Annotated in this window: 25 protein-coding genes; 19 read left to right on the top strand and 6 right to left on the bottom strand. The window is 60.4% G+C overall.

Translation table 11 applies throughout. The annotated features are described in order from the left end of the window. Positions 1-3: 3 nt before the first annotated feature. Together HPDFL43_RS17970 and HPDFL43_RS17965 are read right to left on the bottom strand one after the other, a co-directional pair. Positions 4-849, bottom strand: coding sequence for an MBL fold metallo-hydrolase (locus HPDFL43_RS17970; protein ID WP_007198825.1), 846 nt, complete (start codon positions 847-849; stop codon positions 4-6). A 209-nt stretch (positions 850-1,058) separates the two neighbouring features. After that, positions 1,059-1,535: a GFA family protein gene (locus HPDFL43_RS17965; RefSeq protein WP_245271065.1), complete on the bottom strand. Its 477-nt coding sequence runs from the start codon at positions 1,533-1,535 to the stop codon at positions 1,059-1,061. Positions 1,536-1,643: 108 nt separating this feature from the next. Between HPDFL43_RS17965 and HPDFL43_RS17960 the strand changes: the two genes are divergently transcribed. Then, entirely contained in the window at positions 1,644-2,390 is a 747-nt protein-coding gene (locus HPDFL43_RS17960) for a YebC/PmpR family DNA-binding transcriptional regulator (protein ID WP_007198823.1), read from the top strand. 59 nt (positions 2,391-2,449) lie between these two features. Here HPDFL43_RS17960 and HPDFL43_RS17955 read toward each other — a convergent pair whose 3' ends face one another. After that, the gene (locus HPDFL43_RS17955) at positions 2,450-3,436 is read right to left on the bottom strand and encodes an LLM class flavin-dependent oxidoreductase (protein WP_040450478.1); all 987 of its coding nucleotides are present in this window, start codon (positions 3,434-3,436) and stop codon (positions 2,450-2,452) included. A 158-nt stretch (positions 3,437-3,594) separates the two neighbouring features. Between HPDFL43_RS17955 and ruvC the strand changes: the two genes are divergently transcribed. From ruvC to HPDFL43_RS17915, 8 genes are all read left to right on the top strand, one after another. Then, positions 3,595-4,101, top strand: a complete 507-nt coding sequence (gene ruvC, locus HPDFL43_RS17950) for a crossover junction endodeoxyribonuclease RuvC (RefSeq protein WP_007198821.1) — start codon at positions 3,595-3,597, stop codon at positions 4,099-4,101. Positions 4,102-4,173: 72 nt separating this feature from the next. Then, on the top strand, positions 4,174-4,425 hold the full coding sequence (locus HPDFL43_RS17945; RefSeq protein WP_007198820.1) for an AbrB/MazE/SpoVT family DNA-binding domain-containing protein: 252 nt from the start codon (positions 4,174-4,176) through the stop codon (positions 4,423-4,425). 2 nt (positions 4,426-4,427) lie between these two features. Further along, positions 4,428-4,841, top strand: a complete 414-nt coding sequence (locus HPDFL43_RS17940; RefSeq protein WP_007198819.1) for a type II toxin-antitoxin system VapC family toxin — start codon at positions 4,428-4,430, stop codon at positions 4,839-4,841. Next, positions 4,838-5,455, top strand: coding sequence for a Holliday junction branch migration protein RuvA (gene ruvA / locus HPDFL43_RS17935; protein WP_007198818.1), 618 nt, complete (start codon positions 4,838-4,840; stop codon positions 5,453-5,455). The genes HPDFL43_RS17940 and ruvA overlap by 4 nt, the downstream gene beginning before the upstream one ends. 65 nt (positions 5,456-5,520) lie before the next feature. Then, complete coding sequence (locus HPDFL43_RS17930; protein WP_007198817.1) at positions 5,521-5,787, top strand: AbrB/MazE/SpoVT family DNA-binding domain-containing protein; 267 nt, start codon at positions 5,521-5,523, stop codon at positions 5,785-5,787. Further along, a complete protein-coding gene (locus HPDFL43_RS17925) occupies positions 5,774-6,172 on the top strand; it encodes a type II toxin-antitoxin system VapC family toxin (protein ID WP_007198816.1) in 399 nt (132 codons plus the stop codon). Before HPDFL43_RS17930 ends, HPDFL43_RS17925 begins: the two co-directional genes overlap by 14 nt. Beyond that, a complete protein-coding gene (gene ruvB, locus HPDFL43_RS17920) occupies positions 6,169-7,206 on the top strand; it encodes a Holliday junction branch migration DNA helicase RuvB (RefSeq protein WP_007198815.1) in 1,038 nt (345 codons plus the stop codon). Before HPDFL43_RS17925 ends, ruvB begins: the two co-directional genes overlap by 4 nt. Beyond that, complete coding sequence (locus HPDFL43_RS17915) at positions 7,203-7,712, top strand: NUDIX hydrolase (protein WP_007198814.1); 510 nt, start codon at positions 7,203-7,205, stop codon at positions 7,710-7,712. The genes ruvB and HPDFL43_RS17915 overlap by 4 nt, the downstream gene beginning before the upstream one ends. A gap of 42 nt (positions 7,713-7,754) precedes the next feature. Here the strand turns inward: HPDFL43_RS17915 and HPDFL43_RS17910 are convergent, their stop codons facing one another. From HPDFL43_RS17910 to HPDFL43_RS17900, 3 genes are read right to left on the bottom strand one after another with little or no spacing between them, the layout of a single operon-like run. Next, positions 7,755-8,639: an NAD-dependent epimerase/dehydratase family protein gene (locus HPDFL43_RS17910; RefSeq protein ID WP_007198813.1), complete on the bottom strand. Its 885-nt coding sequence runs from the start codon at positions 8,637-8,639 to the stop codon at positions 7,755-7,757. Beyond that, positions 8,636-9,508, bottom strand: a complete 873-nt coding sequence (locus HPDFL43_RS17905; RefSeq protein WP_007198812.1) for a glycosyltransferase — start codon at positions 9,506-9,508, stop codon at positions 8,636-8,638. The genes HPDFL43_RS17910 and HPDFL43_RS17905 overlap by 4 nt, the downstream gene beginning before the upstream one ends. Further along, positions 9,505-10,725 (bottom strand): NAD-dependent epimerase/dehydratase family protein, encoded by a 1,221-nt coding sequence (locus HPDFL43_RS17900; protein ID WP_007198811.1) that lies wholly within the window; start codon positions 10,723-10,725, stop codon positions 9,505-9,507. The genes HPDFL43_RS17905 and HPDFL43_RS17900 overlap by 4 nt, the downstream gene beginning before the upstream one ends. Before the next feature lie 105 nt (positions 10,726-10,830). Here HPDFL43_RS17900 and ybgC point away from each other — a divergent pair, with 105 nt between their 5' ends. From ybgC to ftsH, 10 genes are all read left to right on the top strand, one after another. Next, on the top strand, positions 10,831-11,295 hold the full coding sequence (ybgC, locus tag HPDFL43_RS17895; protein WP_245271064.1) for a tol-pal system-associated acyl-CoA thioesterase: 465 nt from the start codon (positions 10,831-10,833) through the stop codon (positions 11,293-11,295). A 44-nt stretch (positions 11,296-11,339) separates the two neighbouring features. Further along, positions 11,340-12,092: a type I methionyl aminopeptidase gene (gene map, locus HPDFL43_RS17890; protein ID WP_007198809.1), complete on the top strand. Its 753-nt coding sequence runs from the start codon at positions 11,340-11,342 to the stop codon at positions 12,090-12,092. Between the two features lie 235 nt (positions 12,093-12,327). After that, positions 12,328-13,044, top strand: coding sequence for a protein TolQ (gene tolQ / locus HPDFL43_RS17885; RefSeq protein ID WP_007198808.1), 717 nt, complete (start codon positions 12,328-12,330; stop codon positions 13,042-13,044). Positions 13,045-13,053: 9 nt separating this feature from the next. Beyond that, positions 13,054-13,506, top strand: a complete 453-nt coding sequence (tolR, locus tag HPDFL43_RS17880; protein ID WP_007198807.1) for a protein TolR — start codon at positions 13,054-13,056, stop codon at positions 13,504-13,506. A gap of 10 nt (positions 13,507-13,516) precedes the next feature. Further along, the gene (locus HPDFL43_RS17875) at positions 13,517-14,554 is read left to right on the top strand and encodes a hypothetical protein (protein WP_040449317.1); all 1,038 of its coding nucleotides are present in this window, start codon (positions 13,517-13,519) and stop codon (positions 14,552-14,554) included. A gap of 162 nt (positions 14,555-14,716) precedes the next feature. Beyond that, complete coding sequence (gene tolB, locus HPDFL43_RS17870) at positions 14,717-16,021, top strand: Tol-Pal system beta propeller repeat protein TolB (protein WP_425348860.1); 1,305 nt, start codon at positions 14,717-14,719, stop codon at positions 16,019-16,021. 179 nt (positions 16,022-16,200) lie between these two features. After that, the gene (pal, locus tag HPDFL43_RS17865) at positions 16,201-16,704 is read left to right on the top strand and encodes a peptidoglycan-associated lipoprotein Pal (protein ID WP_007198804.1); all 504 of its coding nucleotides are present in this window, start codon (positions 16,201-16,203) and stop codon (positions 16,702-16,704) included. Positions 16,705-16,815: 111 nt separating this feature from the next. Then, positions 16,816-17,778, top strand: a complete 963-nt coding sequence (ybgF, locus tag HPDFL43_RS17860; RefSeq protein WP_007198803.1) for a tol-pal system protein YbgF — start codon at positions 16,816-16,818, stop codon at positions 17,776-17,778. 17 nt (positions 17,779-17,795) lie between these two features. Further along, on the top strand, positions 17,796-19,115 hold the full coding sequence (tilS, locus tag HPDFL43_RS17855) for a tRNA lysidine(34) synthetase TilS (RefSeq protein WP_169743265.1): 1,320 nt from the start codon (positions 17,796-17,798) through the stop codon (positions 19,113-19,115). A gap of 114 nt (positions 19,116-19,229) precedes the next feature. Next, a complete protein-coding gene (gene ftsH, locus HPDFL43_RS17850) occupies positions 19,230-21,167 on the top strand; it encodes an ATP-dependent zinc metalloprotease FtsH (protein WP_007198801.1) in 1,938 nt (645 codons plus the stop codon). The last annotated feature ends 74 nt before the right edge of the window (positions 21,168-21,241 follow it).

Here is a 21,241-nt window from a genome sequence, read left to right as displayed (position 1 = left end):
TGGTCAGACCCCCTTCAAGACCATAATGGTCGGCCGCCGCGGCAACGTCCGGGCGGAAATGGTGAAGCTGTCGGAGTTGACATAGTCGGTGACGAAATTGTCGCCCATCATCTCGATGAAACTCGACAGCGGTGCGCCGCGCCGGTGCATGGGCAGAAGGATCGAGGATTGCAGCCGTCTTGCAATGCCGGTCATGGCCTCGTGGCTCAGCGTCAATCCACCATCGACCGGGACCATGACAATGTCGAGCCGGCCAATCTGGGCGAAATGCTTGTCTTCAAGCGGGTGATGCAGGTGTCCCAGATGGCCGATGCACAGATCTGCCACCTCGAAGATGAAGATTGAATTGCCGTCCGGCTCCATGGAGCTGAAATTACGGATATCAGTGGTGACGTTGCGGACATAGACGTCCTCGACCACCACATCATGATCGGCCGGGGTCTGGTCGAAGTTCCAGCCGCGCAGCACATGGTCAATGCGCTCGTCGGGTGAGAGCGTGTAGTGCGAGGAGTGCGCCTTGTTCATGGTCACCACCCGCGGGATCGCAACCCGGCCGGACCAGCCATTGAAATCGGTGGCGATGGTCACGCCTGCCGGTGTCGTGATGACGTAGGTCGAGTGGCCTGCAAACATGATCTCGACCTCGGCCGATCCTGCTTGCGCCAGCTTGAAGCCGGTGTCCATGTCGTCCGGTATGAAATTGGCGTAGGTGGCGCCGGGAAGTGACTGGGCCACCGCAAGGCATTGGCTGAACGGGCGTTGGGCTTCCTGGGCCTTCGCCGGTTCAGGCATCGCAGCGGGAGCGCAGGCAAGGGCCAGCATGAGCAGAAAGGCTTGTATCCGGGGCATGGGCGGCTCCGCGAGTTGGCTTTCACAATACTACCAGTGTAGTGCACGCGGCAGCAAGGTAAAGGCCGGGAAAGGGCGTAATCCGGTATGGATTTGTTCTCGGTTTCCTTTGGGACCATCGACTGCGCTTTGCTTGCCATGAGCGGTTGGCGCCTCTTGCCATTATCTCGATCTTGGCAAACCTTGCATCTGGCGGAGCCGCCGCAGGTTTATGTGCTGCCGAACATGTCTCTCCAGCGGGATCTCAGCGCATCGTAATTGTCGTCGGGCTGCGCCTCGTAGATCAGGTCCTCTTCGCCCGGCCTGAAGAAGGGCTGCATGGATCGGGTCCAGATGTGGCCGGCGGGGACAAGCCATGACGTATCATCAAGGGTGCCTGCCTTGATGTTGATTTCCGGCGACTGTCTGGTCCCATGCCAGATCCGGACGCCACAATCGGGACAATACCAGCCTTCACGCAATGCACCGGCATCACTTGTGCGGCTGAACACGGCCAGGCCCTCGTCGACATCCAGTGCTGCGCGTTCAAAGCGCAGGCTCTCACCAAAGGCCGACGAAGTATGGCGCTGGCATTCCTTGCAATGGCACAGATAGAAGACCAGCGGTTTGGCCTTGAGCCGGTAACGGATCTTGCCACACTGACATCCACCGGTCAGCGGCAAAGCGGGAATTGCATATCTGGTCACCACGTCACCCTATTGGACTTCAGCTAATGGTCATGTCCTTCTGGACGAAACCGGGTAAGATATTTATAAGGCGGCCAATCCAAAACCAGAGCAAAGATCAGGTGCTTCATGGCCGGCCATTCACAATTCAAGAACATCATGCACCGCAAGGGACGGCAAGACGCTGTCCGTTCAAAGATGTTTTCAAAACTGGCGCGCGAAATCACCGTTGCTGCCAAGATGGGAGCGCCTGACCCCGCGATGAACCCGCGGCTGCGGTTGGCGATCCAGAATGCCAAGTCGCAATCCATGCCCAAGGACAACATTCAGCGTGCGGTCAACAAGGCCTCGGGCGGTGACAGCGAAAACTATGAGGAAGTGCGCTATGAGGGCTACGGCCCCGGCGGCGTCGCAGTCATCGTCGAGGCTCTGACCGACAACCGCAACCGGACCGCTTCAACCGTGCGTGCAGCCTTCACCAAGTCCGGCGGTGCATTGGGCGAGACCGGATCGGTCGGTTTCATGTTCGACCGGGTTGGCGAAATCATCTACGCGCCAGAAGCCGGCGACGCTGATGCCATCATGGAAGCCGCCATCATGGCCGGCGCCGAGGATGTGACCAGCAGCGAAGACGAGCATGTGATCATCTGTGCCTTCGAAGACATCGGTGAGGTGTCCAACGCGCTCGAAGAAGCGCTTGGCGAGGCGCAGTCGATCAAGGCGATCTGGAAACCGCAGACTTCTGCCCCGGTCGATGAGGACAAGGCTCAGTCTGTGCTCAAGCTCATCGCCACGCTGGATGATGATGATGACGTGCAGAACGTCTATGCCAACTTTGAAGTCTCAGACGAGGTGATGGCCAAGCTTTCGGCCTGAACCCAACACTGTCCGCAGATATCGCACCGCCGGCTTTTGCCGGCGGTTTTTGTTTGGCGTCAGAGACTGCTGCGCAGCTTGCCGAAACCTTCCACCGATTTGAGCCGCGCATCAATTGAATGGATGGGCATCGAGATCATGATTTCATCGGCTTTGGTCGTGTCGATGAAGTCCTGCATTTTTCGTTTCGCGGTTTCCGGACCGCCGACCACGGCGTAGCGCAATGTGTGCTCGACGGCGATCTGTTCCATCTCGGACCAGAAGCCGTCCATGGTGTCGACGGGCCTTGGCATCTTGCCGCGGGCATTGCGGCGCATGTTGACGAAGGTCTGCTGCACGGAGGTGAACAGGTAGTCCGCTTCCGCGTCGGTTTCCGCCATGACTCCCATTGTGGCCGCCATGACGTAGGGCGTGTCCTGTTGGGCCGAGGGCGTGAATTTGGCTCGATAGATGTCGAGCGCTTCCAGAAGCATGTCAGGCGCGAAATGCGAGGCAAAGGCGTAGGGAAGCCCAAGGGCTGCGGCCAGGTGCGCACTGTAGATGCTGGATCCGAGGATCCAGAGCGGCACGTGAGAACCTGCGCCGGGAACCGCGAGCAGCATTCCGTCTTGAGGTTCGCCGAGATAATGCTGTAATTCGACAATGTCATTGGGGAAGCTGTTGGCCCCTGCCTCGAGATTGCGTCGCAGGGCGCGGGCGGTGCTCATGTCGGTGCCAGGCGCACGGCCAAGGCCGAGATCGACACGGCCGGGGAACAGCGCATCGAGTGTTCCGAACTGTTCTGCAATCACCAGCGGCGAATGATTGGGCAGCATGATGCCTCCCGAGCCGATGCGGATTGTGCTGGTCGCGTTGCCTGCCTCGGCAATGACGAGGGCGGTTGCGGCGCTGGCGATGCCCTTCATGCCATGATGCTCGGCCAGCCAGAAACGGGTGAAGCCGGCATCTTCCGCCTGCTTGGCCATTTTTCGCGTGCTCGCAAGCGCATCGCTCGCTGTGCCGCCTTCGACGATGGGACAGAGATCAAGGATTGAAAAGGCGGTCATTGGGGTTCTTTCGATGCGGGTCCTGCGGTCTTTGCCGCGCTGCCCCTCATGTAGGTGGTCGATGGTGGAACGCAAAACCAATTGCGCACAGCTGTGAATGTTTTTGTTTTGTTCACTTTTCGATGGAATGGTCCGGTGCTTGGAGATAGGATTTTGTCATGGCGGAGACGATTCGAATCATTGGCGTGGATCCGGGGCTCAGGAACACCGGTTGGGGTGTCATCGACAGCACCGGCAACTCGTTGCGTTTTGTCGCGTCCGGAACCGTTAAATCAGACAATAAGCTCGATCTCGCCTCCCGGCTGAACCAGCTTTACGAGGGGCTTGAGGGCGTGATCCACTCCCACCGTCCGTTCGAGGCGGCGGTCGAGAACACCTTCGTGAACAAGGACGCAACGGCAACGCTGAAACTCGGCCAGGCGCGTGGCATTGCCATGCTGGCACCGGCGCGCGCGGGCTTGCGGGTTGCGGAATATGCGCCCAATGCGGTGAAAAAGGCCGTGATCGGCGTCGGCCATGGCGACAAGAAACAGATCCTGATGATGGTCAAGATGCTGATCCCGAAGGCAACATTCGACAGCGATCATGCTGCGGATGCGCTGGCGATCGCCATCTGCCACGCCCATCACAGGACATCGCCGGCCTGGCGCATGGCCGCGGAATGAATGCGTCTTTTTGTTCTTGACATGTTCCACAAGTAGGAATAAGTTGGATTTATTCTAACTTGGAGCGACAAGGTGCGCGTTTCGGAAAAAGGTCAGGTAACGATCCCGAAGAACCTCCGCGATCTGGCAGGGATTGGGGCCAACAGCGAGGTTGTCTTCTCCGTGGAAGGCGGGCGAATTTTCCTCGAGGCCAAGGATGGCAGCGAACGCAAGGCCGACAGGCAGCGCCTGGCCCGCTTTCTTGCCGCGCTTGACCGTCTCGAGGGCACCGGCGATCCGACGCTCAGCGCGGACGACGTGATGCGTGAAACGCGGGATCGCTAGGCATGGGGACGCTGGTCGATACAAATGTCCTGATCGACATCGCTTTCCGCGATCCGGATTGGCGGGACTGGTCGCGCGACCGGATGGTGGAGGCGCTCAAGCAGGGCGCTCTGGTGATCAATCCAGTGATCTTCAGCGAGTTTTCCTACCGCTACGAATCCATGGAGGAGGTTGATGCGCTGCTCGACCCTGCCGAGTTCCAGCGTGAGCACCTTCCATGGACTTCGGCTTTCGCCGCGGGGAGAGCCTTTCGATTCTTCCGCAAAAATGGCGGAAGCCGCGAGCGGACATTGCCTGATTTTCTGATCGGCGCGCATGCGGTGGTCCGCGGTTACCGGCTGCTGACGCGCGATCCCAACGGCTTCCGCAGCTATTTCCCGACGCTCGACATCATAGCCCCGGATACACACCCATGATCGGCAAGCTCAAAGGTACCATTGAAGAGATCGATGAGGATCATGTGCTGATCGATGTGCATGGGGTCTGCTACGTGGCGTTCTGCTCGTCGCGGACGCTGTCACGGCTCGGCTCGGCTGGTGAGGCGGCGGTGCTGTTCATCGAGACCTATGTTCGCGAAGACCAGCTCAAGCTTTTTGGCTTCGAAACGGCACTCGAGCGCGAATGGTTCCGGCTGCTGCAAAGTGTGCAGGGCGTTGGTGCCAAGGTGGCGCTTGCGGTGCTGTCGACGCTGACCACGTCCGAACTCGCCAATGCGATTGCGTTGCAGGATAAGGCGATGGTGGCGCGCGCACCGGGCATCGGGCCCAAGGTGGCGCAGCGCATTGTTGCCGAACTGAAGAACAAGGCTCCGGCGCTTTCGGGCGACGCCGGCAGCACCATGGGGCTCAAGCAGGAGTTGGGCGAGGGTGTTGCGTCCGCGCCCATCGCGGATGCCGTGTCGGCGCTTTGCAATCTGGGCTACTCGCGTGACCAGGCCGCCAATGCCGTGGCTGCGGCAATGAAAACCGCCGGTGAAGATGCGGATTCCGCCAAATTGATCCGGCTGGGGCTAAAGGAACTTGCACGGTAATTCCTTGCTCTTGAGGAAGATCCTTACTATTTTGAAATGTAAGGATTGAAGGAAATGGTAAGGATATGGGTGTCGAATCAAAAATCACTGCCAAGGGCCAGACAACGATTCCGATGGAAGTTCGTGAATATCTGAAAGTCGGGGTGGGTGACCGCATCGGCTATGAATTCGTCGACGGCAAGGTGGTGCTGGTGCCGAAAAACCGCAGCGCCCTCGATTTCGCGGGCGCCCTTTTCGAACCCAACCGCGAACCGGTATCCATCGAAGCCATGAACGAGGCAGTCGGCGAGGCTGTCTCTGACCGGTACGAGCGGTCGTATGATCGGGATTGACACCAACATCATCGTCCGGCTCTTGACGCGTGATGACCCCGAGCAGTTCGATGCTGCGGTCAGGCTGGTGAAGGCAAGCGGTCCCGACAGGCCGTTGTTTGTCAATCCGATCGTGATTGCCGAAACCATCTGGGTGCTGGAGAGGATCTACAAGACCGACCGCGCGATGGCTCGAAGGCAAGTGGCGGGGTTGCTCGACACCGTGGAGATCAAAGTGCCGGAGACCATGCAGACGGGCAGTTGGAGCGAGTGGTTGCAATCCCCGCATCCGGATTTCTCCGACGTTGTCATTGCCGGGCTCAACAGCGAAAATGGATGTGAAACGACGATGACGTTTGACCGTAAAGCCGCCCAGTCGGTGCCTGGCATAGAGCTGCTTGCATGAATGACCCTGACCGCCTGATCTCCCCCGACAAGCGCGGCGAGGACGTGGATTCGACCTTGCGCCCGCAGTCGCTGGATGAATTCACCGGCCAGGCCGAGGCCCGCGCCAACCTCAAGGTGTTCATCGAAGCCGCAAAGGGCCGGGCCGAGGCGCTTGACCACGTGCTGTTTGTCGGCCCTCCGGGCTTGGGCAAGACGACACTGGCGCAGATCATGGCCAAGGAGCTTGGCGTCAATTTCCGCTCGACCTCCGGACCGGTGATCGCCAAGGCGGGCGATCTCGCAGCGCTTCTCACCAATCTCGAAGATCGTGACGTGCTGTTCATCGACGAGATCCACCGGCTCAATCCTGCGGTCGAGGAAATCCTCTATCCGGCGATGGAAGACTTCCAGCTCGACCTGATCATCGGCGAGGGGCCTGCGGCCCGGTCGGTGAAGATCGACCTGTCGCGGTTCACGCTGGTTGCGGCGACCACCAGGCTCGGCCTGCTGACCACGCCGCTTCGCGACCGCTTCGGCATTCCGGTGCGGCTGCAGTTTTACACGGTCGAAGAGCTCGAACTGATCGTCCGCCGCGGCGCGCGGATCATGGGGCTCGGCATGACCGATGACGGTGCGCTTGAAATCGCCCGCCGAGCCCGCGGGACGCCACGCATTGCCGGACGGCTACTCCGTCGGGTTCGGGATTTCGCGGAAGTCGCCAAGGCCGAAGCGGTCACCCAGAAAATCGCCGACGAGGCGCTGACCCGGCTGTCGGTCGACAGCATCGGGCTTGACCAGCTCGACCGGCGCTATCTTGATATGATCGCCCGCAATTTCGGCGGCGGCCCCGTGGGCATCGAAACGATCGCGGCCGGGCTGTCGGAGCCGCGCGACGCCATCGAGGATATTATCGAGCCCTATCTCATCCAGCAGGGCTTCCTGCAGCGCACGCCGCGCGGCCGGGTGATGACGGCGCGCGCCTGGGGGCATATCGGACTGAACCCGCCCAAGGACCTCGCTGCCAGCCAGGCCAGTCTGTTCGAAGACGAATGAGCGGCGCGTCGCGGCGCACGATCCGGTTCAATGACAAGGGCCGGCGCTTTAATGCCCGCGTCGCCGGACTGGCGCTGCGCGACGGCCATCTGCTGATTCACCGCGCCGTGCACGAGCCGTTCTGGACCATTCCCGGCGGTACGGCTGAGCTGGGTGAAGACAGCCGCGCGACGCTTGTCCGCGAGATGCATGAAGAGCTCGGTGTTGCGGCAGCGGTGGGGCGGCTGGTGTTCCTGGTGGAGAATTTCTTCAACTTCGAAGGCAGTTCCTGGCACGAATTCGGGTGGTACTATCTGATGGACTTGCCCGACGCGTTTCCCTTCTCGACGGATGGAAGGATCGTCCACGAAGTGGTTGATGGCAAGAACCGGCTGGAGTTCAAATGGGTGCCGGCGACCCGCGAAAGCCTCGCGGCCCTTCCATTGCCGCCGGTGTTCCTGGCGGACCGGATCGAGACCCTGCCGGATGCCACGGAACATATCGCCTGGGACGACGGTAAATTGTGATCCCGGGTACCGGATCACAGAAAATCCATATGGTTTGAGTGATCAGGTTTGGCTGGCAAGCTGCTTGAGTGTCTGCTCGAACAGCGGCCATCCCCCGGGCCGCCAGCCAAGCTTCCTTATTTTACCGGTCTCCATTTCTGCAACTTCCGCCTTCCCGGCAGTGGCGGGAAGAGCCGGCGTGTCTGATCTCGATGCTTTGAGGGGCCCGAGGATCTCGTGGGTGTCGGTGACGATGTCCGAGACATTGAAGCTCTGCCCGCCGACCTTCTCCGCGTCTGTTTCCAGCATCAGCCTGACGGCGTGCCCGGCATCGCGGCCATGGACTTCCGTTCCGGCGCGGACCGGTACCGGGCCTCCCGCCAGGTAGTCGGCGAACAGGCTATCCCACTTGTTGGGTCTGTGTGCGCCATAGACGCCGGTGAGGCGAAGGCTTGCGGTGATGAAATCCGGCCCATTCAGGCCCGCGAGTGCCTGCTCTCCCAGAAGCTTGATTTCGCCGTAGAGCGAAGCAGGCTTCAACGGCAGGTCTTCGGTCAAGGGAGTGCTCGGTGTGATACCATCATAGACTGCGCGGCTCGACAGGAACACCGCCCGCCGTACACCGGCGCACTTCGCGGCTTCGAACAGCTTGACGCTGCCATCGAGATTGAGCCGGCGAAACTGCTCCGGATCATCGCCCTCGCCGCCGCGGTAGCGTCCGGGCAGGTGATCGAAGGCGGCATGCACAATTGCATCGATCCCCGTAAACAGGTCTTCGCCGATCCCGTCCGGATCAAGGGTTGCGTGGCGGAACGAAACGGGCTTGGGGAACAGATCATCGGCCGGCGGTGTCCTGCCGGCAACGGTGACATCGTAACCGGCATCCAGCAGCGTTTCGACGATGTAGCGTCCGACCAGACCCGTGCCGCCGGTGACCAGGGCTTTCATTTGTCGTTCAGTCCGGCGGGATTGGCCAGCGCGGCGACATCCGGGATCGCCTCTCCAGTGAAATAGGCATGCCAGAGATCGATCAGCGGGCGCAGCCTGTCCGACTTGGGGTGGTCGGCCTCCCAGGGCTTTTCGTACTGGTAATGCAGCACGCCGATCTGCTTCCAATCCCACAGCTCGGGCAGGTTGAACCAGACATATTGCAGCAAGTTCATGGTCACCGGCAGGCCGTGCCAGTCCGTGAAGAAGGTCTCGAGAAATGTCTGGTCGGTGCGCCGCCAGAAGACGTCGGGCTGATCCAGCATCTCGAGCATGGCGGCGAAGGTCGCAAGCGCCGGCTTGGCAACAAAGACGCCGGAATTCATCCGGTGGAAATCCCGCAAGGTCTCGTAGACATTTGGGGCGGCGGAGAATTCAGGATAGTCGAACAGCTTGTCGATGTTCTTGAGCACCAGCGCATCGGCGTCGATGAAGACGCAAGCCTGGTAATCCGTGAGCTGCCAGAGCCTGAGTTTGCAGAAATTGTCGAGCGGGGAGTGAAACGCCGGTTTGCGTCCCTTGGTGAAAGGGGCATCGGCGTGCAGCCGGCCGCGGGCATGGCGCTCGTTGAACGCATCCGAAGTGTCGAGCAGCTCGGTGCGGACCAGGCGGCAGCCGAGATCCAACAGCGGCTTGAGCGCGGCATCATCCACTCCACCTGTGTGGAGAACAACGATGTCTGCGGTGGACCCGCTGAGCTGGATTGATCTGGCCAGCGCCAGGGCGCCCATGGCGTAGTCCGCATTGGTGACAAGCGTGACATAGGCACGATGGCTTGCAGCCGGCTTGTCCGCGCTCAGGCCTGCGGGCAGGGGGGCTTGGGTGCTCATGAAACGGATTTGAGCGCCTTGCCTTCCGGATCGCGGTTGATCGAGTTGGCGATGTCCCTGGTCCAGGCCGACACTGCGGGAACCCGCGAACGGTCGACGCGGTAGGCGAATTTTTTCGCGACGTCGACGACCTCCTCGAGAAGCCCTTCCTTCAGCGTGGTCGGCTCAAGCCCGAGTTCGAGGAATTTCTCGTTTCGGACAACCAGATCGTTTTCGGCTGCTTCCTTGCGCGGGTTCGGCAGCCAGGCGATCTCGGCGCCAGTCATGCCGGCAATCATTTTTGCGAGACCGCTGATCCGGTGGGTCTCGGTCATCTGGTTGAAGATCTCGACCTTGGAGCCGCGCGCCGGCGGATTGCCGAGCGCAATCTCGATGCAGCGGACTGAATCCTGGATATGGATGAAGGCGCGGGTCTGGCCGCCGGTGCCGTGAACGGTCAGCGGATAGCCGATCGCGGCCTGGATCAGAAAGCGATTGAGCACGGTGCCGTAGTCGCCGTCATAATCGAACCGGTTGACCAGTTGCTCGTGACGCCTCGTCTGGTCGGTGTGGGTGCCCCAGACAATGCCCTGGTGCAGGTCGGTGATGCGCAGATTGTCGTTCTTTGCGTAGAACTGGAAGATCAGCTGATCGAGGCACTTGGTCATGTGGTAGATCGAGCCGGGATTGGCCGGATAGAGGATATCCTGCTTCACCGTCTCGCCGGTCATCGTCTCGATGCCGACCGGAAGATAGCCCTCGGGGATCGCAGCCCCCACTGTCGAATAGCCATAGACGCCCATGGTGCCCAGATGCACCAGATGCGCATCAAGATCGAGTTCGACCATGGCGTTGAGCAGATTGTGGGTGGCGTTGACGTTGTTGTTGACGGTGTAGTTCTTGTGGCGGTCGCTTTTCATTGAATAGGGTGCTGCGCGCTGCTCGGCGAAATGCACGATCGCGTCCGGCCGTTCTTCTGCCAGCCAGTTCTTGAGCAACTGATAGTCCTGAGCCAGATCGATCAGGTGGAAATGGATCTTGCGGCCGGTCTCTGCATGCCAGATGCGGGTGCGTTCCTGGATCGAATCCATCGGCGTGAGCGACTGCACGCCGAGTTCGGTGTCGATCCAGCGACGCGACAGGTTGTCGATGATGTGGATCTCATGCCCGGCATTGGAGAGATGCAGCGAAGTCGGCCAGCCGACGAACCCGTCGCCGCCCATGATTGCAATCTTCATCGGTGATTCTCCTGTGCCTGCATGGTTTTCATCTTGATAGATCGGTTTTATGACAGAAACACGATTGTCTCAAACCCGTCTGCGGGTTGTGGACAAACCCAGCAAATGATCGGGCAGGCCGGAACCATGGACACAACGCTATCGGGACAGATTCAGGACGGCAGCCATAGGCTGGCGCAACGGGTCTATTACGAGGACACGGATTTTTCCGGTTTTGTCTATCACGCCCGTTATCTGCATTTTTTCGAGCGTGGGCGGACGGACTTCATCCGGCTTCTCGGCGTTTCGCAGGGGCAATTGCATGCGCAGAGCGATCCCGTGGACGCGGTCGCTTTCGTGGTCCGGCGTATGGAGATCGACTTCAAGTCTCCGGCGCGGATGGACGACGTGCTGACCATCATCACCAGGCCTCAAGAGGTGCGCGGCGCGCGTATGATGCTTGATCAGGAAATCCGGCGTGATGGCGATCTGCTCTCAAGCGCGGTGGTCACGGTCGCGGTGGTCAACGGGCTTGGCCGGGCGCGGCGGCTGCCTGAGACACTCTCCGCAAAGCTCGGTCTTGCGGATTAGACCGGCGCGCTCAGCCCGAAACAAAAAAACAAGAGGACCGGCAAATGGTCGTTGGCTCGGAAGACGAACTTGAGGGTCTCAGGCATATTGGCGGGATATGCGCCCGAACCATTCAGGTGATGGCGGAAAAGATGGAACCCGGCATGACCACTGGCGAGCTCGATGCCATCGGGCGAAACCATCTCGAAAGCTGCGGTGCCGTTTCGGCACCTGAACTCTGCTACGAATTTCCCGGCGCCACCTGCATTTCCGTCAATGAGGAGGTTGCTCACGGCATTCCGGGTGACCGCGTGATTGTGGCTGGTGATCTGATCAATATCGACGTCTCGGCATTCAAGGACGGATATTTTTCAGACACCGGAGCCTCTTTCGGCCTTGGTGCCATGCCGCCAAGGACCGAACGGCTCCTGCGCGACGGAAAGCGGGCGATGTGGCTCGGCATCAACCAGGTCAAGACCGGCAACCGGCTCGGGGCCATCGGGGATGCGATCGGCAAGTTCGCGCGCAAGCATCGCTACACCCTGATCCAGAACCTGGCGAGCCACGGCATTGGGCGCTCTCTCCATGAAGAGCCGGGCGAGATCGCCACCTGGCCGGACAAGCATGAGAAACGCATCATGCAGGAAGGGCAGGTCTTCACCGTCGAGCCGTTCCTGTCACTGGGAGCGATCTTTGCCGAGGATGGAGACAAGGACAACTGGACGCTGTTCGGGGAACCCAGCGCGCTGACGGTGCAGTTCGAGCACACATTGGTGGTCACGCGCAACGGGCCTGTGGTGCTGACCTTGCCGGATTGAGGCAGCTTGTATTTGCTTGCCGATCAGCAAATCCTAACCAAGCCTTAACCATAACCAAGTATGAATCAAATGGATAAGATTGCGCATATCCGGTGCGCCATCCTTTGACCAAAATTGGCCGCGAGAAGGTTTGAGAAGTGAAAAGGCGGCAATCGCGCACTTCTGGATTCCCGGCAAAAGTGACGTCTTGGCCGCCCGGTAGATCGACCGGGCGCATGGATTTGAGGGTATGTGAATGGAACAGGTAGGACTGGCGGCGACCAGCGAGGTAACCCTCTGGTCGCTCTTCATGCAGGCAGGCTTCGTGGTCAAACTGGTCATGCTCGGCCTTGTCGGCGCATCGATCTGGACCTGGGCTATAGTGGCCGACAAATGGGTGTCCTACCGCAAGTTCCGAGGCCAGCTGGACCAGTTCGAACAGATTTTCTGGTCAGGTCAGTCGCTTGAGGAACTCTATCGCACGCTGTCTGACCGCAAGACCTCCGGTATGAGCGCGATCTTCGTGGCGGCGATGCGGGAATGGAAAAAATCCTTCGAGCGCGGCGCGAAATCGCCGATCGGATTGCAGATGCGCATCGACAAGGCGATGGACGTGACACTGGCACGTGAAGCCGAGCATCTTGAATCCAAGCTCGGCTCGCTGGCCTCGATCGGATCGGCGGCGCCATTTATCGGCCTGTTCGGAACCGTGGTCGGCATCATGACCTCGTTTCAGGCGATCGCCGGATCGAAATCGACCAATCTTGCCGTCGTTGCGCCCGGCATTGCCGAGGCGCTGCTGGCCACCGCGATCGGTCTGCTTGCGGCTATTCCGGCGGTGATTGCCTACAACAAGTTCTCCTCCGATGCAGGCAAACTGTCGGGACGGATGGAGGGCTTTGCCGATGAATTTTCCGGAATCCTGTCGCGTCAGATCGATGAACGGATGAGTGCCCGCCAGGCGGCGGAATAGGAGGCCGGCATGGGAATGTCTGTAGCAGGCGGCCGCGGTGGTGGCTCTCGGCGGGGCCGTCGCGGCAGCCGCAAGCAATTGGTCAGCGAGATCAATGTCACGCCTTTTGTCGATGTTATGCTGGTGCTTCTGATCATTTTCATGGTCGCGGCGCCACTCCTCACTGTGGGCGTTCCCATCGATTTGCCTGAAACCCAGGCCAAGGCGCTGAATTCCGAGACGCAGCCGATCACGGTGTCGGTCAATTCGTCCGGACAGATCTATTTGCAGGAGACCGAGATCCCGATTGAAGAGGTTGTGGCCAAGCTCGAGGCGATCGCAACCACCGGCTATGACGAGCGGATTTATGTGCGTGGCGACACCAATGCCGACTACGGAACGGTGATGAAGGTGATGGCGCGCATTTCGGCAGCCGGTTTCAAGAATCTCGGTCTGGTCACGCTCCAGGAACAGGATAGCTGACGGCACGCCGATGAAGGGAAGCCTGGCGACATCAACGGTTTTACATGCGGTGGTCCTCGGCTTTGCGCTGTCGTCGTTTTCCGCGCCGAAGACGCTTGAGGTGGAGAACGTCGAATCGTTGCCGGTGAGCATCGTGCCGATCGAGGAGCTGACCCAGATCCAGCAGGGCGCGCAAGACGCACCGCTTGCCGAGACGGCTGCACCGGTTCCCACCACTCGGCCCGACCCGGTTCCCGATGCCCAGAACACCGGTGACAACACCGTTGACCTGCAGCCGTCGGAGGCGGCCACGCCCAGCCCGCGTGAAGTCGTGTCCGAAGCGCCGCCCAAGCCTGCGGAGAAACCGGCGCCGACTCCCGAGCCCGTCCCTGAACCTGTCACGGAGGCCGCCGAGGCTGAGCCCGCGCCAACTCCGGAACCGGCGCCTGCCGAACCCGAGCCTGCGCCCACGGAAGTTGCCGCTCTGCCGGCAGAGACGGCTCCTGACCCGGTGGCCGAGGCGATTTCCGAAGCGGCACCTGCCGAACCGCAATTTGCGGCCCTGCCAAGTGCGGGTCCGGTGCCGCAGGCACGTCCTACCCCGCCAAGGCCCCAGGCGCCGGCGCAAACCGCCTCCACCCGGGAAAGCGATTTCAACGCCGACGAGGTTGCGGCTCTGCTCAACAAGCAGGATGCAGCCGGCGGCGGTGCCCAGCGCTCGACCGAGACGGCAGCACTTGGCGGTGCCCGGACCACGCGTGGCAACACGCTGAGCCAGAGCGAAATGGATGCGCTTCGCGGCCAGATCCAGCGGTACTGGAACATCATTCCCGGCATGGCCGATGGCGGAGATGTGCGGGTGACCGTGAAAATGCGCCTGGATGTGTCGGGCAATATTGTCGGGCAACCGGATGTTTCGGCGACTGGCGGGTCCGCCGGGACCCGCGGGACACTTGCGAGCAGCGCCAAACGTGCGGTTCTGCGGGCGCAGCCCTACCAGTTGCCAGCGGAAAAATATGATTCCTGGTCGGAAGTTGTGGTGAACTTCGACCCAAGTCAGATGTTCTAGGCCATATGTGCCGGGAAGGCGGAACGAGGTTCTCTTGTCCGGAATTGCATGGTTAAAAAAAAGGCGGATTGCCAAGCCGGGTTTGCACAAAACCAAAGTGACGCGGTCCGCACAATGAAGACAAAGCTTGAAATGGCGCTGAAAGGCTGCACCATGAACCTGATGAACCGTTTAGTCCTCTTTCCCTTCGCGATCGTTGCTGCACTGGCCTTTCTGGCCTCAAGTCCGGCACGCGCGGTGGTCGAGATCGACATCAATCGCGCCAATGTCGAGCCGTTGCCGATCGCAATCACTGACTTCCTGTCTGATGATGCAATCGGCGCTCAGATTTCAGCCGTGGTCGCCGCAGACCTGAAGCGGTCGGGACTGTTTGCGCCGATCGCCAAGGGGGCGTTCATCGAACGGATTTCCAATCCCGATGCCAGTCCGCGCTTTGAGGACTGGCGTGTGATCAATGCCCAGGCACTGGTGGTCGGTCGGGTTGTCCGGGAATCGGATGGCCGGCTGCGCGCGGAGTTTCGGCTTTGGGACACGTTTGCGTCGCAGCAGCTGACCGGCGAGCAGTTCTTCACAAGTCCGGAAAACTGGCGCCGCGTTGCCCATATCATCGCTGATGCGATCTATGAGAGGCTGACCGGCGAAAAGGGATATTTTGACAGTCGGGTGGTGTTTGTGTCCGAGAGCGGGCCGAAGACCGACCGTCAGAAGCAACTGGCGATCATGGATCAGGATGGCGCCAATGTCCGCATGCTGACCGATGCCAGCAGCATCGTGCTGACGCCCCGGTTTTCACCGAGCCGGCAGGAAATCACCTACATGTCGTTCGAAGGCGGGCAGCCGCGGGTCTATCTGCTTCAGCTCGAGACCGGTCAGCGTGAGCTTGTGGGCAATTTCCCGGGCATGACCTTCTCGCCCCGGTTCTCGCCGGACGGGCAGAAGGTGATCATGAGCCTGCAGCAGGACGGCAATGCCAATATCTACACCATGGATCTACGCTCGCGCGCGACCACGCGGCTGACCAGCACGGCGGCGATTGACACGTCACCTTCCTATTCGCCGGACGGCACCCAGATCGTTTTCGAGAGCGACCGTGGCGGCCGGCAGCAGCTTTACATCATGAATGCCGACGGCTCGAACCAGCGCCGTGTCTCCTTTGGTGACGGATCTTACTCGACCCCGGTCTGGTCGCCACGCGGCGATCTGATCGCATTCACCAAGCAATCAGGCGGCAAGTTCTCGATCGGGGTGATGCGCACGGATGGATCCGGCGAGCGAATTCTGACCACTGGCTTTCACAATGAGGGACCGACCTGGGCCCCCAATGGCCGTGTGCTGATGTTCTTCCGTCAGCCGGCGGGAGCAGGCGGGCCCCAGATCTATTCAATCGACCTGACCGGCTACAATGAGCAATTGGTGTCAACGCCCACCTTTGCTTCCGATCCTGCCTGGTCACCCTTGCTGGAGTAACGCTCGCCGGGATGCGGAAAACCGGCAAAAAGGCAGAATTTCGCCGCGTTTGCGCCGCATTTTACGTCCAGATGCGTCTTAAAGCGGCTCAAGCAAGAGTTTCTTAACCGTCTTTTTTCAGCGCCGGTTAACCGCAGTCGGTTAGAAACGGTCAACCAAAACTTTTAAGGAGACCGGCCATGGGCCGCATGCAAGCTCTTGTTCGCAACCCGGCAATGCTGGCGCTGTTTACCGCGCTGGCGCTGGCCGGTTGCGCTTCCAAAAAGACCCTGCCCAACAATGCCGCTGATCTCGGACTGGCCGGAAACGCCACACCGGGTTCACAGCAGGACTTTACCGTCAATGTTGGCGACCGGATTTTCTTCGACACCGACTCCTCGGTGATCCGCCCCGATGCGGCATCGACGCTTGATCGCCAGGCGCAGTGGCTCAACCAGTATCCGACCTACCGTATCACCATGGAAGGTCACGCCGATGAGCGGGGCACGCGCGAATACAACCTCGCACTCGGCGCCCGTCGCGCTGCGGCTGCCAAGCAGTATCTGACATCGCGCGGCGTTGCGGCCAACCGCATCCAGACGATTTCCTTCGGCAAGGAGCGTCCGGTTGCCGTGTGTGACGACATCTCCTGCTGGTCGCAGAATCGCCGTTCGGTTACCGTGCTGGGCGGTGCCGGCAGCTGATATCTGCACAGGTGTTGAACGGAAAAGGGGCGGTCTTCGGGCCGCCTTTTTTATGTCCGGTGGACGATGATCATAGTTTGGCCCGTTTGTGCGTTGATTTGGTGTCTTTCCATGCGGTATCTGAATGTCAGGGGCAACCGCCCGCCGCTGGCGAGGCGCAATGAGGTCAGGCTGATGAAATCCATTCGCAATCTGCTTGCTGTGACGGTGATGGCGGTGTTCGCCGCGCCGGCTTTGGCAACACCTGTTCTTTCGGGCTTTTCGCAAGCCGCACCGTTACCGCCGGCGGCGGTTGGCGCTGCGCAGGATCGTGACAATGTGATTCTGGCACAGGCCGGGGATCCGCTGTTCCGAATTGGCCAGCTGGAGGAGCAGGTCCGTAACCTCAATGGCCGGATTGAGGAACTTGGCTTCCAGCTTCTGCAGATGCAGGAGCAGATGCGGCAAATGCAGGAAGACAATGAGTTCCGGTTCCAGGAACTCGAAAAGACCAACGGGCAGCGCAGTGATGTCGGTTCCGGCGTCACCCAGCCCGGCATCGAGCCGTCGACAACCGCCTCCACCATTCCCGACGGGCAGGGAGCCGGTGCGCCTGCCCTTGACCTTGGCACGCTCCAGGTCGATCCGAACAGTGATTTGATCGGCGGGATTATCGAGCCGCTTCAGCCTGGTGGGCAGACCGCTTCGCTGAATTCGCCCGATGATCTCTATCAGGCCGGTTACAACCATATGCTGACCGGTGATTACGCCCTGGCCGAACAGGTGTTTGGCGATTACATCGCAGCCTATCCGGAAGGCGGGAGGGCCGCGGATGCGATGTTCTGGCTGGGCGAGGCGCAATATTCGCAAGGCCGTTACCAGGATTCAGCGAAAACCTTTCTCGACGTCCACAAAAAGTATCCGCAGGCCGACAAAGGCGCGGATTCCCTGCTGAAACTGGGCATGTCGCTGGCCAAGCTCGACAATCGCGAAACGGCTTGCGCAACCCTGCGCGAAGTCCTGATCCGCTATCCCGGCGCATCGGCCGCAGTGCGCACCAAGGTCAGCGAAGAGCAGCAACTGGCCAGTTGCTAAGAATGGCGGGACGGGCCATGCCGCCCTCTGCCGAAGCCAATTCCGACATTGGCGCAATATTGTCGGATTTTTCCAAAACCATCACCGATCGACGTCCACTTGGTGTCGCTGTATCCGGCGGATCGGATTCACTTGGCCTGTTGTTGGGTATGGCGCGAAGTGTTCCGCCCAAGCAGCTGGTGGCGTTGACCGTCGATCACGGGCTGCGCAGCGGCTCTGCGGATGAAGCACGAACCGTCAAGAGAATTTGCCGCAGACTGGGCGTGCGTCATGAGACCTTGCTCTGGAAGGGTGAGAAGCCCGTATCCGGCCTGCAGGCGAAGGCCCGTGAAGCGCGATACCATCTGCTCAGCGACGCTGCCTCACGGCTTGGGCTTGCCGCCATCCTGACCGGTCACACATCGGACGACCAGGCTGAAACGCTGACGATGCGCCGCACGCGGGGGCTGCGCGATGATGCCCCCGGCCTGATCGGCATCCCGCAGGCGAGCCTGTTTGATGGCAGATCATGGGTGCTGCGGCCATTGCTTGGTGTCGATCGCGCCAGCATTCGCAGATATCTTGCCATGGCCGGTGTTGGCTGGATTGAGGATCCGTCGAACCTTGATGTCCGGTTTGAGCGGGTCCGGGTTCGAAAAGGCCTCGAAGCCCAGGCGATGGTTTCGAAATCTTCTGACGAGGCGTCTCGTGCCATTGCGTCGCGTGTGCGTATCGCATTGGAGGCTGCGGCCTTTGTCGATCAGGCTTGCGGGGTGCAAAGGGACGGGACCTGGCGTGTCGCTCTTGATGGGCGGGGCGCAGGCGAGGTCGAAATTGCGGCTCTTGAGGCGCTGATTCGGGTTTGCGGTGGTGCGGCCCGGCCGCTCGACAGGCGCGGCAAATTGGCACTGCACGGCTTTGTATCCGGGCGTCAGGCCGGATCCGCACTGGCCGTGGGACGCACATTGATCAAACGCGATGTTGCCGGATTTGTGTTGATGCGGGAACGCCGGGGGCTTGAGGAGCTTGTCATCGCGCCCGGCCAGAGCGGCGATTGGGATCGCCGTTTCCGGATCACCAATCTTGACCGGCATTCGGATTTGAGAGTGGTTGCAGATCACACAGCGACGGCTATGCCCTTGTTCAGCCGTGATTTTAAAGCAGGGTCTCGGTCATGGAGCCCGGCCGGCGGCATTTGCGGCGGTTTTCTGGTCAAAAGACTGGTCGGCGGCTTTTCGCGCGTGCTGCCGGTTTACGAGTTGCCGCTCGCGCAGGCATTGGCCCGATTGACCGGCGGTGCGGCTTTTCCAGCCTGTCCCTGGGCCACGCCGTTAGCCATAGCAACCGAGATGGCCTGACAAAGGCGGCGACCAGCCTTGGCAAGGGCGAGGTTGGCTCCTATGTTAGGGGTTGAGATTTGAAAATTCGGCCGTGAGCCGGTGGCCGAATGGCCATTTTCCCCGAGGAAGAGCATGAACCCCAACTTCCGCAACTTCGCCCTTTGGGCCATCATTGCGCTTCTTTTGATCGCTTTGTTCAATATGTTCCAGACGCCAAGCGAGCGAACCAGTGGGCGTGAAATCGCCTATTCGCAGTTCCTCAATGACGTGGACGCTGGCCGTGTCCGTGACGTTACGATTATGGGCGAGCGGATTTCCGGCAATTACAGCGATTCATCGACGGGCTTTCAGACCTATTCGCCTGGCGATTCGAGCCTGATCGAGCGTTTGAACAACAAAAATGTGACGATCAACGCCCGACCCGAGGTCGACAGCTCCAATACGCTTGTCGGCTATCTGATTTCCTGGTTGCCGATCCTGCTTATCCTGGGTGTGTGGATTTTCTTCATGCGCCAGATGCAGGGTGGTTCGCGTGGCGCCATGGGCTTCGGCAAATCCAAGGCCAAGCTGCTCACCGAGGCGCATGGCCGCGTGACTTTCGCAGACGTTGCAGGTGTTGATGAGGCCAAGCAGGACCTTGAAGAGATCGTGGAATTCCTTCGCGACCCGCAGAAGTTCCAGCGGCTTGGCGGCAAGATCCCGCGTGGCGTGTTGCTTGTCGGACCTCCCGGCACCGGTAAGACCCTGACCGCACGTGCGGTTGCGGGTGAAGCCAATGTGCCGTTCTTCACGATTTCCGGCTCCGACTTTGTCGAGATGTTCGTCGGTGTCGGTGCCAGCCGCGTGCGCGACATGTTCGAGCAGGCGAAGAAAAATGCGCCGTGCATCATCTTTATCGACGAAATCGACGCCGTTGGCCGCCATCGTGGCGCCGGTCTTGGCGGCGGCAATGACGAGCGTGAACAGACGCTCAACCAGCTCCTGGTGGAGATGGATGGTTTTGAGGCCAATGAGGGCATTATCCTGATTGCTGCCACCAACCGTCCGGACGTGCTGGACCCGGCACTGATGCGGCCGGGCCGTTTCGACCGCCAGGTCGTGGTTCCGCTGCCTGACGTCAATGGCCGCGAGAAGATCCTCAAGGTGCATGTTCGCAACGTGCCGATGGCGCCGAATGTTGATCTCAAGGTGCTGGCGCGCGGGACCCCCGGTTTCTCCGGTGCCGATCTGATGAACCTGGTCAACGAGGCCGCCCTGATGGCAGCGCGCCGCAACAAGCGGCTGGTGACCATGGCCGAGTTCGAGGACGCCAAGGACAAGGTGATGATGGGTGCCGAGCGCCGCTCCACCGCGATGACCCAGGAAGAGAAGAAGCTGACCGCCTATCATGAAGCCGGGCATGCGATTGTCGCGCTCAATGTTGCGGTGGCGGATCCGGTTCACAAGGCGACGATCATTCCGCGTGGCCGTGCGCTCGGCATGGTCATGCAGTTGCCTGAGGGTGACCGCTACTCGATGAGCTACAAATGGATGATCTCGCGTCTGGCGATCATGATGGGTGGCCGTGTTGCGGAAGAACTGACCTTCGGCAAGGAGAACATCACCTCCGGTGCTTCATCCGATATCGTTCAGGCGACCAAGCTGGCGCGTGCGATGGTCACCGAATGGGGCTTCTCGGATGAGCTGGGACAGGTTGCCTATGGCGAGAACCAGCAGGAGGTCTTCCTTGGTCACTCCGTGGCACAGCAGAAGAATGTCTCCGAGGCGACAGCCCAGAAGATCGACAGCGAAGTTCGCCGTCTGATTGATCAGGCTTACGAACAGGCCCGCGGTATCCTGACGAAGAAGAAGAAGGCTTTCATCGCCATTGCCGAGGGTCTGCTTGAATACGAGACCCTGACCGGTGATGAAATTCAGGCCATTATCCGTGGCGAGAAGCCGGCACGCGACCTTGGCGACGATACACCTCCAAGCCGTGGCACTGCTGTTCCAACGGCGGGCCCGAAGAAGGGCGGGGCCGGGAAGAAGGGCGATGAGCCCGATCCCGGCATGGAGCCGCAACCGCAGTAACGGCTAAGACGAGCACTGTCTGATACCGGGTTCGATGTAGCAGCCGCCATCTTGGCGGCTGTTCTGGTTCGTTG

Origin of the sequence: Hoeflea phototrophica DFL-43 (assembly GCF_000154705.2) — a bacterium.
Classification (GTDB): Bacteria; Pseudomonadota; Alphaproteobacteria; order Rhizobiales; family Rhizobiaceae; genus Hoeflea; species Hoeflea phototrophica.
This window is presented reverse-complemented; position numbering and strand designations above follow the sequence as displayed.